Source organism: Streptomyces sp. NPDC026062 (assembly GCF_055568375.1).
In genome coordinates this window covers 44,968-63,625 of the sequence record NZ_JBVHOQ010000040.1, presented here as the reverse complement: position 1 = coordinate 63,625, position 18,658 = coordinate 44,968, and the positions used below count along the sequence as shown (strand labels likewise).

Below are 18,658 nucleotides of genomic sequence, written 5' to 3'. Positions count from 1 at the left end.
CGCCGAGAACGCTGAGAACGTCGCGAGCGCCGTGAGCTACGACCGGCTGCCGGACGCCGTCGCCGAGATCTTCGGCGCGGACGCCACGGCGGAGCAGGCGTACGACCTGCTGACCGTCGACGTACCGCCCGCGTCCTGGATCGCCGCCCTCGAAACGGCGCGTGACGGGCTCGGCTGCACCTACTTCGACTGGCTGAGCGCCGTGGACGAACCGGGCACCGGCTTCCGCGTCTGCGCCCACGTCGCCGCGCTCCCGGCCGAGGGCGGCGGTGTCCGGCGGCTGCTGGTCCGTACGACGGTTCCGCACGACGCGGCCGTGCTGCCCACCGCGATCGGCGTGTACGCCGGCGCGGCGTGGCACGAACGCGAGACCCACGAGATGTTCGGCATCGGTTTCGACGGGCACCCTCACCTGGTCCCGCTGCTGCTGCCCGAGGGCTTCGAGGGCCACCCCCTGCGCAAGGACTTCGTCCTCGCGGCACGCGTGGCGAAGGCCTGGCCGGGCGCCAAGGAGCCGGGCGAGTCGGAGCACGGCGGCCCGAAGCGCCGCACGATGCTGCCGCCCGGCGTTCCCGACCCGAACGAATGGGGCCCCCTGAAGGGCCGGCTCCCGTCGTCCCCCGCCCGCCCGGCGCGTGCGGCCAGGGCCGCAGGCGACCGCCCGGCCCGTCGCACCCGCACCGCGAGCGACGCCACGCCTGCGGCTCCGGCTGGGCCTGGCACGGGTCCGGCCGGGCCTGCGGCTTCGGCTGGTCCTGATGCCTCGAGTGGGCCTGGCGTCGGTTCGGGCGCGGGGCCGGATGCGGCGGCTGCCCCGGCCACGGAGCCGGCACCCCGGACGGCACCCGCGCGCCGTACGCGCAGCGCGTCGCAGGGCTCGGCCAGCCAGCGGACGGCGGCGACCCCGGAGGCGGGCGCGGACACGGGCCCGGACGCCGGCCAGGGCCAGGGATCGGGCTCGGGTACGGGTACGGCTGCGTCGGGTGCGGATCCGGCTTCCGGGGCGGGGCCGAGTTCGGCCAAGCCCTCGGCCTCGGCTTCGGGTGCTCCTTCGGCCCCGGCCGCGGACGCGCCGTGGCACGACGCCCGTCCGGCGTTCGACGAGCCGTCCCCCGCCCCGGCGTCCAGCGAGCCGTCCCCGGATCCGGCGTCCGGCGGACCGTCCCCCGAACCACCCCCTGAGCAGACTCCCAAGGCCCCCGAGCCGCCGCCCCACACCACCGCCGGAGGCGACCCCGAGTGAACGACGTACTGGACGTCGCCCTTCGCCTCGTCATCGTCTTCGCCGTGTTCATGGTCGTGCCCCTCGTCGTGGGTCAGGCCGAGCACAAGGTGATGGCCCACATGCAGGGCCGCCTCGGCCCCATGTACGCCGGCGGCTTCCACGGCTGGGCCCAGCTCGTCGCGGACGGTGTGAAGTTCGCGCAGAAGGAAGACATCGTCCCGGCCGAGGCCGACCGCCGGGTCTTCCAGCTCGCGCCCGCCGTCGCGCTGCTTCCGTACCTCCTCGTCCTCGTCGCGATCCCGATCGGGCCCGGTGAGGGGGCGGTGGGGCAGGTCGTCGACGCGGGCATCTTCTTCGTGCTCGCCGTGATGGGGATCGGCGTGCTCGGCTCCCTCATGGCCGGCTGGGCGTCCGCCAACAAGTTCTCGCTGCTCGGCGGTCTGCGTACCGCCGCTCAGCTGCTCGCGTACGAACTGCCCATGCTGCTCGCCGCGGCCTCCGTGGCCATGGCGGCCGGCACCGTCTCCCTCCCCGGCATCCTCGACGCCTTCGAGTGGTGGTGGCTGCCCTGGCAGATCGTCGGAGCCCTGGTCTTCTTCGTGGCCGGACTCGCCGAACTCCAGCGCCCGCCCTTCGACATGCCGGTCGCCGACTCGGAGATCATCTTCGGCGCCTACACCGAGTACACCGGCCTCCGCTTCGCGCTCTTCCTGCTCGCCGAGTACGCGGGCATCGTCGTGCTGTGCGGGCTCACCACCGTGCTGTTCCTCGGCGGCTGGCACGGTCCGCTGGGCGCCGACGGACTCGGCTGGGTCTGGACGCTCCTGAAGACCGGCATCCTCGCCTTCGTCGTCATCTGGCTGCGCGTGAGCTATCCGCGACTGCGCGAGGACCAGCTCCAGAAGCTCGCCTGGACCACACTCATCCCGCTCGCCCTCGCGCAGATCGCGCTCACGGGCATCGTGAAGGTGGCGATCAACTAGTGCCCCCGATCCCCGGCTCAGGTCTGGCCAAGGGCCTCGCCGTCACCCTGCGGACGATGACGAAGAAGACCGTCACCGCCCAGTACCCGGACGTGCAGCCCGAACTCCCGCCCCGCTCCCGTGGCGTCATCGCGCTGTTCGAGGAGAACTGCACGGTCTGCATGCTCTGCGCACGCGAGTGCCCGGACTGGTGCATCTACATCGACTCCCACAAGGAGACCGTGCCCGCAGCGGTCCCGGGAGGCCGCGAGCGCAGCCGTAACGTCCTGGACCGCTTCGCGATCGACTTCTCCCTCTGCATGTACTGCGGCATCTGCATCGAGGTGTGCCCGTTCGACGCGCTGTTCTGGTCGCCGGAGTTCGAGTACGCGGAGACGGACATCCTCGAACTCACCCATGAGCGCGACAAGCTGCGCGACTGGATGTGGACGGTTCCGGAGCCGCCGGCGCTCGACCCGGCAGCCGAGGAGCCGAAGGAGATCGCCGCCGCCCGCAAGACGGCGGACAAGCTCCGTACCCAGCGCGAACAGGAAGCAGCAGCAGCCGGGACGGCCCCGCCCGCCACACCGGCCCAGCCCACCCCGCCTGCCGAGCCGGCCCCCACGGATCAGGAGGGACCGGCGTGATCACCGCCACCGGCACCGTCACCGGCGCCGCCATAGGAGCCGTCACCGGCTCCGCCGCCACCCCCGGCACCGCTCTCGCCGCCGCGAGCCACCCCGGCTTCCTCTCACCGACCGGGGTCGAGATCGCCTTCGTCCTCGTCGGTGTCGCCACCCTCGGCGCAGCCCTCGTCACCGTCACGACCAGGCAACTGGTGCACGCCGCACTCTGGCTGATCGTGGCGCTCGGCGGTCTCGCCGTCGAGTACCTCCTGCTCACCGCGGAGTTCATCGCCTGGGTGCAGGTACTGATCTACGTCGGTTCCGTGGTCGTCCTCCTCCTGTTCGGCCTGATGCTCACCCGGGCCCCCATCGGCCGCTCCCCGGACGCCGATTCGGAGAACCGCTGGGCCGCCCTCGCGGTGGCCGCAGCCGCAGCGGGCACCCTCGTCTGGGTCGTCGTGGACGCGTTCCGCACCACCTGGATCAAGCTCGACGGACCGGCACAGGGCTCCACCGAGGCCACCGGCTCCTTTCTCTTCCGCCACTGGGTGCTGCCCTTCGAAGCACTCTCCGTTCTGCTGCTCGCCGCCCTCGTCGGCGCGGTCGTCCTGTCCCGCAAGGGCCGGGAGGACCGCCGGGAAGCCAAGGGCCGCGCAGCCGGGAACCGCGAGAACACGAGCCGAGAGGACCAGAGCTGATGCACCTCGCCTATCCCGCCGTGCTCGCCGCCCTCCTCTTCTGCACGGGGCTGTACGGAGTGCTCGCCCGCCGTAACGCGATCCTCGTCCTGATGTCCGTCGAGCTGATGCTCAACGCCGTCAACCTCAACCTCGTCGCCTTCGATGTCTGGCTCCGCGACGCGCTGCACTCCGGCCAGGCCCTCACCCTGTTCACCATCGCCGTCGCGGCGGCGGAGATCGGCATCGGCCTGGCGATCGTCCTCGCCGTGTACCGCAACCGAGGCAGCGCCGACATCGACCGCCTCCGCGACACCGCCGAGACCGACGAAGCCGAAGCGCTCCCGGACGACCCCGACGACCCCGACGACCCGGACCGCGCGAACCGCGCGAACGGCGAGAGCGACGGCGACGCCCCCGAACACCAGGCCACTGCTGCGGCAGGGAAGGCAAAGAAGGCAGAGGCCACCCCGTGACCACCACGACCCTCGCCGTCCTCGTCCCTCTCCTCCCGTTCCTGGGTGCGGCGGCCGGCCTCCTCCTCGGCCGCACCGCACCGGTCTATGTGCGGCCGCTCGCCGTGCTGCCCGCCCTCGCCTCCCTCGTCATCGCCGCAGTCGTCGCCGCACGCCAGGGCGGCGGGCCGGCCATCGACGCCGCGACGCAGCTCACCCCCACCGGCTCCGTCCCGATCGACCTCGCGCTGCACCTCGACGGCTTCGCCGTCCTCGTCGCCGTCCTGGTCGCACTCGTCGCGAGCTGTGTGCAGATCTACTCGACCGCGTACCTGCGCGACGACCCCCGCTACCCCTCGTACGCGGCCCTCGTCTCCCTCTTCACCTCCGCGATGCTGCTCGTCGTCTACTCCGGCGACCTGATGGTGCTCCTGGTCGGCTGGGAGATCATGGGTATCTGCTCGTACTTCCTGGTCGGCCACTACTGGGAGACGCCCGAGGCGCGCGCCGCCTCCCTCAAGGCCTTCCTGGTCACCAAGCTCGGCGACGTCCCCTTCCTCATCGGCCTGTTCGCCCTCGCCGCCGACACCGGCACCTTCCGCATCACCGGCATCCTGGGTGCCGTCGCCCACGGCGGACTCGATCACCCCACCCTGATCGCCCTGCTCCTCCTCGCCGGTGTCGCGGGCAAGTCCGCGCAGTTCCCGCTGCACACCTGGCTGCCCGATGCCATGGCCGGCCCCACCCCCGTCTCCGCGCTGATCCACGCGGCGACGATGGTCGCCGCCGGTATCTACTTCGTGGCCCGGCTCCTCCCCGTCTTCGCCGAATCCGGTGCCGCTCTCGTCGTCCTCGCGGTCATGGCCGCCGTCACGATGATCAGCTCCGGACTCGCCGCCCTCGCGCAGGACGACATCAAACGCGTCCTCGCGTACTCGACCATCGGCCAGCTCGGCTACATGTCCGGCGCCCTGGCCGTCGGGGACCGCGGTGCCGCCGTCTTCCACCTCATCTCGCACGGTGCGTTCAAAGCCGTCCTCTTCCTTGCCGCGGGCGTCGTCATCCACGCCGCCGGCACCAACTCACTGGCCGCCATGTCCCGTATGGGCGGCCTCGCCAAGCGCATCCCCGATGCCTACTGGACGATGACGGTCGCCCTCCTCGCACTGGCCGCCATCCCGCCGTTCGCCGGCTTCTTCTCCAAGGAAGCCGTCCTCGTCGCCGCCGAGCACACCGCCCTCGGCGACCGCCACGTCGCCCCGGCCGCCGCCGGCTGGACGGTGCTCATCGCCGGACTGCTGGCCGCCCTGCTCACCGCCGCGTACGCCACCCGCCTCTGGCTCCTCGCCTTCCGAGGCCGCGGTGCCGAGGTCCCCGACCACGGCGGGCAGCCCGTCGCCATGTCCTCGGTGCTGTGGGTCCTGGCCGTCCCCACCATGGCCTTCGGCCTGACCGTCGGCGTGATCACCGACTGGTTCGACGGCCACAGCCTCACCCCGTCGCTGACCACCGCCGTGCTGTCCACCGGTGTGGGACTCGTCGGCGGACTCGTCACCTACGGCGCCTGGCGTCACACCACGGCACTCGCCGCCCGTACCCCCATGGGTGCGGTCGTCGCCCACCCCGACGCGGAACCCGCCCTCGTCGAGATCGAAGCCATGGAGAGCCACACCGCCGCCTACGGCACCGCCGGAGACGCCCCCGACCCGGCCGACCCCGGCCGTCTGCTGCTCGGCCCCCTCCACCGCCACGCGGCCACCGGCTTCCACCTGGACGCCCTGTACGCAGCCCTGTTCGTCCGCCCCGTCCAGGCCGCGGCAAGCCTCGTCCGCTTCCTGGACCGCGAGGTCGTCGAGACCTACGTACGCGGCTCCGCCACCGGCGCCCGCTGGCTCGGCACCGCCGTCCGCCGCGCGCAGACCGGCAATGTGCAGACCTATCTCAGCGCGCTGCTCGCCGGTTCGCTGGTCCTGGCGGTCGCCGCCGTCGTCTTCGCCAACGTCAACGCCGGGTCGTGAGCCGTGATCGATATCAGCGCATCCGTGATGCAGTTCCTTCTGGCGTTCATCGTCGTCGCCCCGCTCCTCGGGGCCGTCGCGGCGCTGCTCCCGGCCCCGCCCGGACTGAAGGGCAGGAGCCCGGACCAGGCCGTGCTCCGCCACGGCGTGACCGTCACCGGCGTGATCCTCGTCGCCGCGATCGTGCTGGCCGCGGGCTTCGACCACGACCACCCGTCGAAGATGCAGGCCACCACCGACATCAGCTGGATCCCGGCGCTCGACGTCCGCATCCATCTCGGCATCGACGGCATCTCGCTCCCCCTTCTCGTATTGACCGCGCTGCTGACCTTCCTCTGCGCGCTGTACAGCTACTTCAAAATGCCTGAAGGCCCCTCCCCGAAGGCCTTCGTCGCCCTGATCCTCGTCCTGGAGTCCGGCACCCTCGCGACCTTCGCCGTCCTCGATCTGCTGCTGTTCTTCCTGGCGTTCGAGATGGTGCTCATCCCGATGTACTTCCTCATCGCCCGCTGGGGCGGTGCGCGAAAGCAGGCAGCCGCCTGGAAGTTCATCCTCTACACCCTGCTCGGCTCGGTCGTCATGCTGCTGGGCCTGCTCCTCATCGGACTGAGGAGCGGCACCTTCGACATGGTGGCACTCGCCACTGACAACGGCCGCGGCCTCACCTCGTCCGTGCAGGTCATCGCCGTTCTCGCGATCGGCGTCGGGCTCGCGGTGAAGACCCCGATGTGGCCACTTCACAGCTGGCTCCCCGACGCCCACACCGCCGCCCCGACGGTCGGTTCGGTCCTCCTCGCCGGCGTCATGCTGAAGATGGGTACGTACGGATTCGTCCGGATCCTGCTCCCGATCGCCCCCGACGGCATGCACACGTTCGCGCCCTACCTCGCGGCCTTCGCGGTCGCCGGCATCATCTACGGATCGCTCGCCTGCCTGGCCCTCGCCCGGCCCGGCGCCAAGGGCGACCTCAAGCGGCTGATCGCGTACTCCTCCGTCGGCCACATGGGCTTCGTCCTCCTCGGCATCGCGAGCATGACCCCCACCGGTGTCAACGGCGCGCTCTTCGCCAACATCGCCCACGGACTCATCACCGGCCTGCTGTTCTTCCTGGTCGGCGCCGTCAAGGACCGTTACGGCACCGCCGACCTGGACACCCTCTCCGGCGCCACAGGCGCCGCGCTCTACGGCCGTGCGCCCCGCCTCGGCGGCCTCCTCGCGTTCGCCGCGGTCGCCTCCCTCGGCCTGCCCGGCCTGGCCGGCTTCTGGGGCGAGATGCTGGCCCTCTTCGGCGCCTTCGACCCCGCCGAAGGACTGAACCGCGCCGCCTTCCTGACCTTCATGTCCATCGCCGCGTTCGGCACCCTGCTCACCGCCGCGTACCTCCTCGTCGTGGTCCGCCGCGTCTGCATGGGCGCCAAGCGCGAGGAACCGCACCCGATCGCCGACGTCCAGAGCTACGAATTCGCCGCCTGGACCCCCCTCGCGGCCCTCACCGTCCTCGCCGGCCTGTGGCCCGCCGTCCTCCTCGGCCTCACCGACCCGGCCGTGCAGAAGCTCCTCGCAGGAGGCAAGTCGTGATCGTGGCAGCCGAAAGCGCCACCGGCGCAGCAAGCCTCGTCCAGCCGGCGGCGGAAGGCAGTGCCACCGGCCTCGTCCAGCCGGCGGCGGAGGGCAGCGCAAGCCTTGTCCAGTCGGCGGCGGAGGGCAGCGCAAGCCTTGTCCAGTCGGCGGCCGAGAACAGCGCCGGCTTCGCCCAGTCGGCGGCCGCGAGCAGCGTCGGCAGCCTCGTCCAGTCCGTCGACTGGCTCGCGATCGCGCCCCCGGTCGCCGTCGCGGCCGTCGCCCTCGCCGTCCTGGTCGCCGACCTCTTCGTTCCCGCGGCGCGCAAGCCGCTCCTCGGCTACGGAGCCGTCGCCGGTCTCGTGGCCGCCCTGGCCCTCCTGATCCCCCTGCACGAGGGCGACCGTTCCACCTTCTGCCTCACCACGGGCACCCGCGCCTGCAGCTACACCGCCGATCACTTCACCCTGGTCATCCAGGCCCTCGTACTCGGCGGCGCCCTGCTCACCGCGCTGCTCTCCATCGGCGACACCCGCAAGCTCCCGGCCGGCGAATTCTGGTTCCTGCTGCTGTCCTCCGCCGCCGGAGCCGCGCTCCTGCCCGCCGCCCGCGATCTCGCGACCCTCGTCATCGCCCTCGAAGTCGCCTCGCTGCCCGCCTTCGCCCTCGTCGGCATCAAACGCGGCGACCGGCGCTCCTCCGAGGCCGCGCTGAAGTTCTTCCTCTCCTCCGTCGTCGCGACCGCCGTGATGCTCCTCGGCGTCAGCTTCGTGTACGCGGCGACCGGCACCCTCCACCTCACGGAGATCGCCACCGGCCTCGACGACGTCCCCGGACAGCTCTCCACCCTCGCCGGGGCGGGTGTCGCCCTCACCCTCGTCGGCTTCGCCTTCAAGACCGCCGCGGCGCCCTTCCACTTCTGGGTTCCCGACACCTACGTCGGCGCCCCCCTGCCGATCGCGGCCTATCTCTCGGTCGTCGGCAAGGCGGTCGGCTTCTCCGGCCTCATCCTCGTCACCGTGGTCGCCTTCCCCTCGTACGCGGACGTCTGGGGCCCCGCCCTCGCCGTACTCGCCGCGCTCACCATGACCGTCGGCAACGTCGCCGCCCTGCGCCAGAACGCCACCCGCGCCCGCAGCGCCGTACGCCTGCTCGCCTGGTCGTCCGTCGCCCAGGCCGGCTACCTCCTGGTGCCGATCGCCGCGGCCGCGTACGCCGGAGAACGTCAGATCGGTTCCACGGTCGCGTACGCCCTGATGTACGCGGTCGTGAACCTGGGCGCCTTCGCGGTGGCCGCCCTGGTCGCCCGTACCCACCCGGGCAACCGCGTCGCGGACTACCGAGGGCTGTACACCACCCGCCCGCTCGCCGCCCTCGCGATGGGCTTCTTCCTGCTCTGCCTGGCGGGACTGCCGCCGGGCATCATCGGACTCTTCGCCAAGGTCACGGTCTTCTCCTCGGCCGTCGACGCCGGACTGGGCTGGCTGGCCGTCGTCATGGCCGTCAACGTCGTGATCGCGCTCTACTACTACCTTCGGTGGACCGCGGCCCTCTTCCGCGGCCCCGCCGAGGAAGGTACGGAGCAGCCCGCCACCCGCCACCGCACCCCGGCACCGCTCACCGTCGCGATCGTCCTCACCGCCGTCGCCGGCATCGCCCTGTCGGGCGCCCCGCAGACCGTCCTCAGATTCGCCGGCGTCAACCTGTTCTGACGAGTCCGCGAGACGACACCACGAGACGGGTCCGCGAGACGGTCCAAGATCGGTTTGCCCCCGGCGGTCCGCACAGGGCAGGGTCATGCCCGCGCGCGGCGCGCACAGCCTTCCCATCACAGAAGAGGAGCCACAAGCGGTGCTGAACGGGTTCAAGGAATTCATCCTGCGCGGAAACGTGATCTCCATGGCGATCGGCCTCGCCGTCGGAGCCGCGTTCACCGCGGTCGTCACCGGGTTCAGCAACGCGTTCATCGTGCCGCTGATCGGCATCATCACCCGGGGAACGGGCGACTTCAGCAAGGCCCACTTCAGGTTCGACGGTGTGACCTTCCCCTACGGCCTCTTCGTCAGCGCCGCCATCGCCTTCCTGATCACCGCCGCGGTCCTCTACTTCTGCGTCGTCGTGCCCATGGCCAAGGTCCAGGACCGCTTCACCGCGAAGAAGGACCAGGAGCAGGTCGACATCAAGGCCGCCCTGCGCGACTGCCCCCGCTGCTACACGGAGATCCCCGCCATCGCCTCCCGCTGCGCCCACTGCACCAGCGAGGTCGAGCCCGACCCCGAGGCCCTCGCGCTCGCGAAACTGCCTGCCCAGCGCTGACCCGGAGGCACGCCTCCACCCGTACGGCCTACGGCCTCCTCCGGTGCGAACACCCGGAGCGGGCCGGGCTTCGCGGCAGTGAGCACAAGGGAACTAGCTCTCCTCGCCTGGCGTTGACCAGTACGGGAGGCTCCACTGGGGAGTGGAGCACCACCAAGCAAGGGTTCCCCTGCTGCACCACTTGGAGGGCGTACCGTGCACCGCCGGCACAACGGGCTGAGAACCGCCGTACTCCTCGGAGGCCTCTCCGCACTCATCATCGTCATCGGCAGCTTCTTCGGACGTACGGGCCTGATCGTCGCGCTCTTCGTAGCCGTCGCCACCAACGCCTACGCGTACTGGAACAGCGACAAGCTGGCGCTGCGGGCCATGCGCGCCCGCCCCGTGAGCGAGTTCGAGGCGCCCCAGCTCTACCGCATGGTCCGCGAGCTCTCCACCGCGGCCCGCCAGCCCATGCCCCGGCTCTACATCTCCCCGACGCAGGCACCCAACGCCTTCGCGACCGGCCGCAACCCGCGCAACGCCGCCGTCTGCTGCACGGAAGGCATCCTCCAGATCCTGGACGAACGGGAACTGCGCGGCGTCCTCGGCCACGAGCTCAGCCATGTCTACAACCGCGACATCCTGATCTCGTCCGTGGCCGGGGCGCTCGCCTCCGTCGTCATGTTCCTGGTCAACTTCGCCTGGCTGATCCCGGTCGGCCGCTCCAACGACGACGAGGGCCCGGGCATCCTCGGCATGCTGCTGATCATGATCCTGGGCCCGCTCGCCGCCTCCGTGATCCAGCTGGCCGTCAGCCGCTCCAGGGAGTACGAGGCGGACGCCTCGGGCGCCCAGCTGACCGGCGACCCGCTGGCCCTGGCCGGCGCCCTGCGGAAGCTGGACGCCGGCACCAAACAGCTCCCGCTGCCCCCTGAGCCCCGGATCGAGACCGCGAGCCACATGATGATCGCGAATCCGTTCCGCCCCGGCCAGGGCATGTCCAAGATGTTCTCGACCCATCCGCCCATGGCGGAACGCATCGCCCGACTCGAGCAGATGGCAGGTCATCGCCCGTGAAGACAATTCTGAACGTCATTTGGCTGGTCCTGTGCGGCTTCTGGATGTTCCTCGGCTACCTTCTCGCGGGACTCCTGCTGTGCATCACGATCATCGGCATCCCGTTCGGCCTGGCGGCCTTCCGCATCGGCCTCTACGCCCTCTGGCCCTTCGGCCACCGCGTCGTCGACCGCCGGGACGCCGGCGCGCCCTCCTGCGTGGGCAACGTCCTCTGGCTGATCCTCGCGGGCTGGTGGCTGGCCCTCGGCCACATCACCACCGGCATCGCCCTGTGCCTCACGATCATCGGCATCCCGCTGGGCATCGCGAACTTCAAGCTGATCCCGGTGTCCTTGATGCCGTTCGGCAAGGAGATCGTCTCCACCGACGACGAGTTCGCCGGCTGGTAGTCCAACGGCTGGTGACGAAACGGGCGATCGGCGGAGTACGGCCAGTTCACACCCGGTGCACAGCAACCGCCCGAGCGGCTGCGACGTCTTGGATTCCAAGACCGAGTGACGGGTAGGTTCGCACGCATGACCATTATTGGCTGGATCATTCTTGGGCTTGTCGCAGGCGTCATCGCCAAGATCCTGCTGCCGGGCCGCGACCCCGGCGGTCTCGTGGGGACCACCCTCATCGGGATCGTCGGCGCGTTCCTGGGCGGCTGGATAGCGACGCGCTTCCTGGACCGCACGATCGACAACGAGGACTTCTTCGACCCGGCGACCTGGGTCTCGGCCATCGGCGGTTCGCTCATCCTGCTGATCGCCTACCGGCTGCTGTTCGGGAACTCCCGCGAGCGCCGCTGACCCGTTCAGGGCCCCGCTGCGCCGAGCCCCGTCTCGCGCAGCGTCAGATTGAGCCGTCCACCACTCATCCCCGTCCCGGGAACCGCTGTCCCGGGACGGACCCTCGGCACCCCGTGAAAGGCGTGACGCGACGGACCGCCGAAGACGAACAGGTCCCCGGAGGCCAACTCCACGTCCGTGTAGGGCCGTCCCCGGTTCTCCGTGTTCCCGAAGCGGAAGACGCAGGTGTCGCCGATGCTGAGCGAGACGACGGGGGCACCGGACCGTTCCTCCTTGTCCTGGTGCATGCCCATCCGCGCCGCGTCGTCATAGAAGTTGATCAGCGCGGCATCGGGGGCGTACGTCCGTACCGGACCCTCCGGCCCGTACGCCTCCGCCACCGCCGCCCGCCCCAACTCCGCGAGCCACTCCGGAAACGGGGCGACCGGCGCACCGTTCACATCGTCCGCCGTGCGTGTGTACCGGTACGGCTGCCAGTGCCACCCCAGGCACACGGTCCGCACGGACATCACCCCACCGCCCGGCAACGCCGTGTGCCGCAGCGGCACGGGCCCGCGCGCCCACGCACGGCACGCCGTCACCAACTCCCGCTGCTGCTCGGCGGACAGCCACTCCGGTACGTGCACGGCGCCCGGTGCGACCACGGCCCGGGGCCGGGGGAAGAGCCCGGTCATCAGCGTGCCGCCAGGGCGCCTTCGAGCCCGAGGAGCCGCTCCTTGCGCTCCAGGCCGCCCGCGTAGCCCCGCAGCGCCCCGTCCGCGCCGATCACTCGGTGACAGGGCCGCACGACGAGCAGCGGATTGCGGCCGATCGCCGTACCCACGGCCCGCACCCCCGCGCCGGAGGAACCGATCCGCGCGGCGATCTCCCCGTAGGACACCGTCTCTCCGTACGGAACACCGTCCAGCGCGGCCCACACCCGGCGCTGGAACGCCGTCCCCCTGCCGTCGGCGTACACGAGGTCGAAGCGGGTCCGCCGGCCGTCGAAGTACTCCCGCAGCTGAGCGGCGATCCCGCCGAACGCCGCAGGCTCGTGGACCCAGTCGTCCTGGACGACCGCCGCGCCCTTCTGGCCCGGCAGGGAGAGCGAGACGAGCGCGATCCCCGCCGAGGTCCCTGCGGGTCCGGCGGTCTTCTCGCCGACCAGCAGCAGCTCACCCAGCGGGCTGTCGACCGTCGCGTACATGGTCATGACTCGTCCCTCTCCTCGTCCGTCGGCCGCCGGACCGCCGGCTGCCACGGACCAGTCTGCGTCGCCCGAACCGCCGGGACCGGCGGTATTCGGACATGCAGTCCGGGCCCGGAGCGGCACATTCCGCCCGGGCCCGGACCGACGCGTCCTACCGGTAGTTCGCGAACTGGACGTCGAAGTCGAAGTCCTGGCCCTTCAGCAGCGCCTGGACGGCCTGGAGGTCGTCCCGGCTCTTCGAGCTGACCCGCAGCTCGTCGCCCTGGACCTGGGCCTTGACGCCCTTGGGGCCCTCGTCGCGAATGATCTTCGCGACCTTCTTGGCGTTCTCCTGGGAGATGCCTTCCTCGATCGTGCAGAACAGCTTGTACTCCTTGCCGGACAACTGCGGCTCGCCCGCGTCCAGCGACTTCAGCGAGATGCCGCGCTTGATCAGCTTGGACTGGAAGATGTCGAGGATCGCCTTGACCCGCTCCTCGCCGTTCGCCTCCATCAGGATCTTCTCGCCGGACCAGGAGATCGAGGCTCCGGTGCCCTTGAAGTCGTAACGCTGGGAGATCTCCTTGGCGGCCTGGTTGAGGGCGTTGTCGACCTCCTGCCGCTCGACCTTCGAGACGATGTCGAAACTGGAGTCGGCCATGACGTGTGGCTCCTTGTATCGGGGTGCTGGAAAGGAAGTGCTTACAGGGGCGGACGCGGCGCCCACCGGCGCCACACCGCCACCAAAGCCTAGCCACCCGCGCCCGTCCCGGCCGCTGGTCAATCCAGTGGCGTAGCACCCCTGGGCATCAGGTATCGTTTACGTCGTTGCCACAGAGCGCCGCCGCAAGGCGGAACTCAACGGCAGCATCCCTTGGCGGTGTGCCCGAGTGGCCAAAGGGAGCAGACTGTAAATCTGCCGGCTCAGCCTACCCAGGTTCGAACCCTGGCGCCGCCACATAGCAAGGCCCCCGTCCTCTGGACGGGGGCCTTCTCTTTTGTCCGACGTTGTACTGCGGCGAGGAGCGCGAACATGGAATCCGTGCTGGTCAGCGCATGTCTGCGCGGTGTTCCCTGCCGGTTCGACGGACGCGGCAAGGCCTCCGCGGAGATGGCCGCGGCCCTCGGTGGGCGACGGCCGGTGGTCTTCTGTCCCGAGGTCGCCGCCGGGCTGTCCACGCCCCGCCGCCCCGCCGAGATCGTCGGGGGCGACGGGCACGACGTGCTGGACGGCCGGGCCCGCGTCGTGGACGACACCGGACACGAGGTGACCGAGGCATTCATGGACGGCGCCAGGCGGGCGCTGGAGGCCGCGCGCGGGTCAGGGTGCACCGAGGCGCTGCTGATGGCGCGCAGCCCGTCGTGCGGGCGCGGAGCGGTCTATGACGGTACGTTCACCGGCGGGCTGCGCGAGGGCGACGGGGTCACCGCCGCCCTGCTGGAACGGCATGGCATCACGGTCCGCCCCGCTTCGGGGGACTGACCGGGGCGGCCGGTGACACCTGAACGGGCCCGGCGACAGGGTCAGTTCCCCGCGATGTCCTTCACGGCGACCGACACCGGCACATTGCCCGAGATCAGTTCCAGCGTCAGCCCGGCCGTGGCCGAGGTGTCCAGCAGCTCCAGGAGCGTCGCCGCCACGTCGTCGCGCGGCACCGGACCGCGCCCGGTCGACGCGGCGAGCAGGACCTGCCCGGTGCCCGCGTCGTTGGTCAGCATCCCGGGGCGCAGGATCGTCCAGTCGAGGGCCGGCTGTGAGCGCACGTACGCGTCCGCCGCGCCCTTGGCCCGCAGGTAGACGTCGAACACCTCGTCGCCGGGGTGGTCCGGGTCGGCGCCCATGGACGAGACCACGACGTAACGCCGGACCCCCGCCCGCTGTGCCGCGTCCGCGAAGAGCACCGCGGCGCCCCGGTCCACGGTGTCCTTGCGTTCCGTGCCGCTGTTGGGACCCGCGCCGGCGGCGAAGACGGCGGCGTCGGCGCCGCGCAGCACCTCGGCGGTCTCCTCGACGGTGGCCGATTCGAGGTCCAGGACCACGGGTTCGGCTCCCACGGCCCGGAGGTCCTCGCTCTGTTTCGGATTGCGGATGATGCCCGCCGCCTCATCTCCGCGCGCAGCGAGCAGCCGCTCCAGCCGCAGTGCGATCTGACCATGTCCACCTGCGATGACAATGCGCATGGTGTCGACGGTACGCCGGAGAGGGCCGCCGCGCTCAAGGCCCGCCGACGGTCCCCGCATCAGGTCTTCCCTGGCGCGGCAGGCCGAACGTGCCGTCCGTCTCCGAATCGCAGTACTCGCGCACCGCACTCGTCCGGGCGACCACTCTGCCGCGGTGCACCACGATCCGGCTGTACGCAAGCGAGAGCACCCCGGACAGCTGCTCCCCGCGTACGGCGAGCAGTTCGGCGGGAAAGCCCGCCTCGACCCTCACCTCGGGCAGCCCCATGGCACGCCTGGCCCCTGCGGAGACGGCCTCGTAGGCGTGTGCGGCCGCCAGTCCGCTCTGTGAGGCCAGCAGGAAGGCGGCCTCCAGCGGGTCGCCGCGTCCCACCGGGTTGGCGAGGTCGCGCAGGGCTCCGCTGCCCGCCGCCACCCGCACCCCGGCCGCGCGCAGCAGCCGCACCGGGGCGGTGCCCCGGAGTTCCGACCCCGAGCAGCCGCCCTGGGGGAGACAGATCACCGTCACACCGGCGGCGGCGAGCTGGTCGGCGGCGCGGGCGGCGGCGTCCCCCGGGAGCCGGGAGAGGCCGGCACAGGGGCCGATGGAGACCCTGTGCCGCATTCCGCCGGCCATCGCGGCGAACCGGGCCAGCCGGGCGGGATCGTCACTGTCCGTGTGCAGATCCACGGGGCAGCCGTGCTCGGCGGCGACCTCCAGGACGGCCTCCGCGTATCCCGTCGGGTCCGGATCCAGGTCGGGACAGCCACCGACGGCGCCGGCCCCCATCTTCAGCGCGTCGCGCAGCATCGCCAGATTGCCGGCGCCCGCGACGCCGGTGAGCAGCCGGGGGACCGCGACCGCGGTCAGGTCGGCGAGCCCGCGCAGCGAGCGGCGGGCCTGGAGAACGGCTTCGAGAGCGCCGAGGCCCTGTATGTCACCGATCCGTACGTGTGAGCGCAGGGCGGTCGCTCCGTGGCCGAGTTGCATCAACGCGGCCTCGGTGGCGCGCTGCTGGACATCGTCGGGGTGCTGGGAGGCGGGCCCGGGGGCATCGGGTCCGGCGCCGGCGGCGGTGAGCGCGGTGTCGCTGTGGGCGTGCGGTTCGGCGGGTGCGGGGAGCAGCAGGTGGCCGCGGAGGTCCACCCGGGCGCCGGGTGCGACGAGGCTTCCGGCGGTGCCGACGGCCTCGATGCGGCTGCCGGCCAGCCGTACGTCCACGACGCGGCCGTCGGCCAGACGGGCGCCGCAGAGGGTCAGCGCGGAGCCCTCCGCGCTGCAGGCGGCATCGGCCGCGTGGTCGTCCGGCTGCCGCGGCTGACTGTCGGGCATCGCGGCTCCTGGAAGGGGGCAGGATCACTCAGAGTGAGTCGAGCCTAGGGGTGCTTCCGGCAGGGTTCGAGAATGAGCGAAATAGTCATACCGGCGTGGTCTCCAGGTGCGCGGGGGACCGAGGGGCACGTGCGGGGCCGAGGGCGGAGGAGTCGCTGATCAAGGGCCCGCGGAGGGGGCGGCCGAGCGGCTCGGAGCCGTGCCGTTCATGGGCTCGGGATGGGGCTTCGAAACGGATTTGGGCGATCGGCAACCAACCGTGTAATGTCTTCATCGCTCGCCCCAATAGCTCAGTCGGTAGAGCGTCTCCATGGTAAGGAGAAGGTCTGCGGTTCGATTCCGCATTGGGGCTCTGGTGATCGGGAAACCCCGCTTCGGCGGGGGGACTCATTCATCAAAGCGGTGTAGCTCAGTCGGTAGAGCAAGCGGCTCATAATCGCTGTGTCACCGGTTCAAGTCCGGTCACCGCTACTAACAGTAGCCGATTGTGGGGTCGGTCCTCCGATCGGCTACTCTTTTTTTGCGTTCATCCGTCCACCGTCCGTCCAAGGAGCACTCACGTGGCTGCCACCGACGTCCGCCCGAAGATCACGCTGGCCTGCGTGGAGTGCAAGGAGCGGAACTACATCACCAAGAAGAACCGGCGTAACAACCCGGACCGTCTTGAGATGAAGAAGCATTGCCCGCGCTGCAACTCGCACACCGCGCACCGCGAAACGCGCTGAATCAGGCTCGTACACGAGGCCGCCCCCATTGGGGGCGGCCTCGTGTCGTTGTACGGGGCCGCAGCTGTACTGCGGCCCCTTCGTCTTTCATCAGGAGGTTGCGAGCTCATGGCGCTCGACCAGTCCTTCGTGGGACGGACCTATCCGCCCACCCCGCCGTACGAGGTGGGCCGGGAGAAGATCCGAGAGTTCGCCGAAGCGGTGGGCGACGCCAATCCCGCGTACGTGGATCCCGAAGCGGCCAGGGCGCTCGGTCACAGCGATGTGATCGCGCCGCCGACGTTCGTGTTCTCGATCACTTTCAAGGCCGCCGGGCAGGTCATCCAGGACCCCCAGCTGGGCCTGGACTACAGCCGGGTGGTGCACGGTGACCAGAAGTTCGTCTACGTGCGCCCGGTGCGGGCGGGGGACCGGCTGACGGTCACCTCGACGATCGAGGCGGTCAAGTCCATGGCGGGCAACGACATCCTGGATGTGCGTGGCGAGGTCCACGACGAGTCCGGTGAGCATGTCGTGACGGCGTGGACGAAGCTGGTGGCGCGCGCCGCCGAGGAGGCGTGATGACGGCGAAGGTGAGTTACGACTCGGTCGAGGTCGGTACGGAGCTGCCGCCGCAGTCCTTCCCGGTGACCCGGGCGGCGCTGGTGCAGTACGCGGGCGCTTCGGGCGACTTCAATCCGATCCACTGGAACGAGAAGTTCGCCCGCGAGGTCGGGCTGGACGATGTGATCGCTCATGGCATGTTCACCATGGCCGAGGCGATCCGCGTGGTCACGGACTGGGCCGGCGATCCGGCTTCGGTCGTCGAGTACGGGGTGCGGTTCACCAAGCCGGTCGTCGTGCCCAATGACGACAAGGGTGCGCTGATCGAGGTCAGTGGCAAGGTGGCCGCCCTGCTGGACGACAAGCGGGTGCGGGTCGACCTGACGGCGATGAGCGCCGGCAAGAAGGTGTTGGGCATGTCCCGCGCCGTGGTGCAGCTCGGCTGATGTCGTAGCGGTGTGTGGTGGGGGCACGGTTCAGGGGGCCGTGCCCCTCAGCTGTGGGGAGTGGTGGGCCCGCTTGACCAAGCGCTTCATGGCCGCCCTCGACAACCTCGTCGTCACCACCGCACTGAAGCTCCGCCAACTTGATCTGCGCTGGTCGCGGGGGCTGGTGTGATCGTTGGGGGTGCTGCTCGGGCTGGGCGTGGGCGGTAGTCCTGCTTCTTGATCGTCTGCCGGGTTCAGCGGTTGCTCTCCAGGTCTGTCGGGACGAGGAGGGCCCGCGGCAGGACAGTGGCCCTGGCGGCGGCGATGCGGAGCTTGGTAAGGATCCGCCGGCATTTCAGCGCGGCGAAGCCGTGCTCGACGGGAGCACGGGCGGCAGCGAGGACCTGGTTGGCCTGCTTCTGGGCGGGGCTGAGCTTTCGGGCGCGGGTGGTCTTGAAGCAGGTGACGACGACCGGGTCGTCCGGGTCGGCCTCGGGGCTGTTGACGAGGCCGACGAGTCCGAGGTCGGCCAGGGCTCCCGGGCTCACCCGCGCAGATGCTCCACGATGTGGTCGCGGCGGGCGGTGGTGGTGTCGTGGGCGCTGCCCGGCC

22 protein-coding genes and 3 tRNA genes are annotated in these 18,658 nt (G+C 70.8%); 19 read left to right on the top strand and 6 right to left on the bottom strand.

Annotation, left to right across the window (positions count from 1 at the left end):
• The first annotated feature begins 31 nt into the window (after nucleotides 1-31).
• The 12 genes from ACZ4LX_RS29955 to ACZ4LX_RS29900 all read left to right on the top strand — a co-directional run bounded on the left by ACZ4LX_RS29955 (nucleotide 32) and on the right by ACZ4LX_RS29900 (nucleotide 11,689).
• Complete coding sequence (locus ACZ4LX_RS29955) at nucleotides 32-1,243, top strand: NADH-quinone oxidoreductase subunit C (RefSeq protein WP_467649960.1); 1,212 nt, start codon at nucleotides 32-34, stop codon at nucleotides 1,241-1,243.
• Complete coding sequence (locus ACZ4LX_RS29950) at nucleotides 1,240-2,208, top strand: complex I subunit 1/NuoH family protein (RefSeq protein ID WP_467649905.1); 969 nt, start codon at nucleotides 1,240-1,242, stop codon at nucleotides 2,206-2,208. Before ACZ4LX_RS29955 ends, ACZ4LX_RS29950 begins: the two co-directional genes overlap by 4 nt.
• Nucleotides 2,208-2,834 (top strand): NuoI/complex I 23 kDa subunit family protein, encoded by a 627-nt coding sequence (locus ACZ4LX_RS29945; protein ID WP_467649906.1) that lies wholly within the window; start codon nucleotides 2,208-2,210, stop codon nucleotides 2,832-2,834. Before ACZ4LX_RS29950 ends, ACZ4LX_RS29945 begins: the two co-directional genes overlap by 1 nt.
• A 32-nt stretch (nucleotides 2,835-2,866) precedes the next feature.
• Nucleotides 2,867-3,511 carry an NADH-quinone oxidoreductase subunit J family protein gene (locus tag ACZ4LX_RS29940; protein ID WP_467649961.1) on the top strand — a complete coding sequence of 215 codons (645 nt, stop codon included), beginning with the start codon at nucleotides 2,867-2,869 and terminating at the stop codon, nucleotides 3,509-3,511.
• Entirely contained in the window at nucleotides 3,511-3,966 is a 456-nt protein-coding gene (gene nuoK, locus ACZ4LX_RS29935; RefSeq protein ID WP_467649907.1) for an NADH-quinone oxidoreductase subunit NuoK, read from the top strand. The genes ACZ4LX_RS29940 and nuoK overlap by 1 nt, the downstream gene beginning before the upstream one ends.
• The gene (locus ACZ4LX_RS29930) at nucleotides 3,963-5,963 is read left to right on the top strand and encodes an NADH-quinone oxidoreductase subunit 5 family protein (protein ID WP_467649908.1); all 2,001 of its coding nucleotides are present in this window, start codon (nucleotides 3,963-3,965) and stop codon (nucleotides 5,961-5,963) included. The genes nuoK and ACZ4LX_RS29930 overlap by 4 nt, the downstream gene beginning before the upstream one ends.
• Before the next feature lie 27 nt (nucleotides 5,964-5,990).
• Nucleotides 5,991-7,541 carry a complex I subunit 4 family protein gene (locus ACZ4LX_RS29925; RefSeq protein WP_467649962.1) on the top strand — a complete coding sequence of 517 codons (1,551 nt, stop codon included), beginning with the start codon at nucleotides 5,991-5,993 and terminating at the stop codon, nucleotides 7,539-7,541.
• A gap of 233 nt (nucleotides 7,542-7,774) precedes the next feature.
• Complete coding sequence (locus ACZ4LX_RS29920) at nucleotides 7,775-9,235, top strand: NADH-quinone oxidoreductase subunit N (RefSeq protein ID WP_467649963.1); 1,461 nt, start codon at nucleotides 7,775-7,777, stop codon at nucleotides 9,233-9,235.
• Nucleotides 9,236-9,374: 139 nt separating this feature from the next.
• Nucleotides 9,375-9,839 carry a large conductance mechanosensitive channel protein MscL gene (mscL, locus tag ACZ4LX_RS29915; RefSeq protein ID WP_467649909.1) on the top strand — a complete coding sequence of 155 codons (465 nt, stop codon included), beginning with the start codon at nucleotides 9,375-9,377 and terminating at the stop codon, nucleotides 9,837-9,839.
• Between the two features lie 195 nt (nucleotides 9,840-10,034).
• On the top strand, nucleotides 10,035-10,898 hold the full coding sequence (gene htpX, locus ACZ4LX_RS29910; RefSeq protein WP_467649910.1) for a zinc metalloprotease HtpX: 864 nt from the start codon (nucleotides 10,035-10,037) through the stop codon (nucleotides 10,896-10,898).
• Entirely contained in the window at nucleotides 10,895-11,287 is a 393-nt protein-coding gene (locus ACZ4LX_RS29905) for a YccF domain-containing protein (protein ID WP_467649911.1), read from the top strand. The genes htpX and ACZ4LX_RS29905 overlap by 4 nt, the downstream gene beginning before the upstream one ends.
• 126 nt (nucleotides 11,288-11,413) lie before the next feature.
• Nucleotides 11,414-11,689: a GlsB/YeaQ/YmgE family stress response membrane protein gene (locus ACZ4LX_RS29900; RefSeq protein ID WP_467649912.1), complete on the top strand. Its 276-nt coding sequence runs from the start codon at nucleotides 11,414-11,416 to the stop codon at nucleotides 11,687-11,689.
• Between the two features lie 5 nt (nucleotides 11,690-11,694).
• On the opposite strand, the gene ACZ4LX_RS29895 is transcribed toward ACZ4LX_RS29900, so the two are convergent.
• The 3 genes from ACZ4LX_RS29895 to ACZ4LX_RS29885 all read right to left on the bottom strand — a co-directional run bounded on the left by ACZ4LX_RS29895 (nucleotide 11,695) and on the right by ACZ4LX_RS29885 (nucleotide 13,518).
• Entirely contained in the window at nucleotides 11,695-12,363 is a 669-nt protein-coding gene (locus ACZ4LX_RS29895) for an alpha-ketoglutarate-dependent dioxygenase AlkB family protein (protein WP_467649913.1), read from the bottom strand.
• Nucleotides 12,363-12,881, bottom strand: coding sequence for a methylated-DNA--[protein]-cysteine S-methyltransferase (locus tag ACZ4LX_RS29890; RefSeq protein ID WP_467649914.1), 519 nt, complete (start codon nucleotides 12,879-12,881; stop codon nucleotides 12,363-12,365). Before ACZ4LX_RS29890 ends, ACZ4LX_RS29895 begins: the two co-directional genes overlap by 1 nt.
• 148 nt (nucleotides 12,882-13,029) lie before the next feature.
• A complete protein-coding gene (locus tag ACZ4LX_RS29885; RefSeq protein WP_352123418.1) occupies nucleotides 13,030-13,518 on the bottom strand; it encodes a YajQ family cyclic di-GMP-binding protein in 489 nt (162 codons plus the stop codon).
• Nucleotides 13,519-13,733: 215 nt separating this feature from the next.
• Here ACZ4LX_RS29885 and ACZ4LX_RS29880 point away from each other — a divergent pair.
• Nucleotides 13,734-13,815: transfer RNA gene (locus tag ACZ4LX_RS29880), tRNA-Tyr, on the top strand.
• Between the two features lie 75 nt (nucleotides 13,816-13,890).
• Nucleotides 13,891-14,340: a 2-thiouracil desulfurase family protein gene (locus tag ACZ4LX_RS29875; protein WP_467649915.1), complete on the top strand. Its 450-nt coding sequence runs from the start codon at nucleotides 13,891-13,893 to the stop codon at nucleotides 14,338-14,340.
• A 41-nt stretch (nucleotides 14,341-14,381) separates the two neighbouring features.
• Here ACZ4LX_RS29875 and ACZ4LX_RS29870 read toward each other — a convergent pair whose 3' ends face one another.
• Nucleotides 14,382-15,038, bottom strand: a complete 657-nt coding sequence (locus ACZ4LX_RS29870) for an SDR family oxidoreductase (protein ID WP_467649916.1) — start codon at nucleotides 15,036-15,038, stop codon at nucleotides 14,382-14,384.
• A gap of 34 nt (nucleotides 15,039-15,072) precedes the next feature.
• Nucleotides 15,073-16,350, bottom strand: coding sequence for an amidohydrolase family protein (locus ACZ4LX_RS29865; RefSeq protein WP_467649917.1), 1,278 nt, complete (start codon nucleotides 16,348-16,350; stop codon nucleotides 15,073-15,075).
• A gap of 279 nt (nucleotides 16,351-16,629) precedes the next feature.
• On the opposite strand from ACZ4LX_RS29865, the gene ACZ4LX_RS29860 reads away from it, so the two are divergent.
• The 5 genes from ACZ4LX_RS29860 to ACZ4LX_RS29840 all read left to right on the top strand — a co-directional run bounded on the left by ACZ4LX_RS29860 (nucleotide 16,630) and on the right by ACZ4LX_RS29840 (nucleotide 18,064).
• A tRNA-Thr gene (locus ACZ4LX_RS29860) sits at nucleotides 16,630-16,702 on the top strand.
• A gap of 46 nt (nucleotides 16,703-16,748) precedes the next feature.
• Nucleotides 16,749-16,821, top strand: a tRNA-Met gene (locus tag ACZ4LX_RS29855).
• Between the two features lie 89 nt (nucleotides 16,822-16,910).
• Nucleotides 16,911-17,075 (top strand): 50S ribosomal protein L33, encoded by a 165-nt coding sequence (gene rpmG / locus ACZ4LX_RS29850; RefSeq protein WP_003956487.1) that lies wholly within the window; start codon nucleotides 16,911-16,913, stop codon nucleotides 17,073-17,075.
• A gap of 108 nt (nucleotides 17,076-17,183) precedes the next feature.
• Nucleotides 17,184-17,636 carry an FAS1-like dehydratase domain-containing protein gene (locus ACZ4LX_RS29845; RefSeq protein ID WP_467649918.1) on the top strand — a complete coding sequence of 151 codons (453 nt, stop codon included), beginning with the start codon at nucleotides 17,184-17,186 and terminating at the stop codon, nucleotides 17,634-17,636.
• Complete coding sequence (locus ACZ4LX_RS29840; protein ID WP_467649919.1) at nucleotides 17,636-18,064, top strand: MaoC family dehydratase; 429 nt, start codon at nucleotides 17,636-17,638, stop codon at nucleotides 18,062-18,064. Before ACZ4LX_RS29845 ends, ACZ4LX_RS29840 begins: the two co-directional genes overlap by 1 nt.
• A gap of 236 nt (nucleotides 18,065-18,300) precedes the next feature.
• Here the strand turns inward: ACZ4LX_RS29840 and ACZ4LX_RS29835 are convergent, their stop codons facing one another.
• Nucleotides 18,301-18,594, bottom strand: coding sequence for a hypothetical protein (locus tag ACZ4LX_RS29835; RefSeq protein WP_467649920.1), 294 nt, complete (start codon nucleotides 18,592-18,594; stop codon nucleotides 18,301-18,303).
• Between the last annotated feature and the right edge of the window lie 64 nt (nucleotides 18,595-18,658).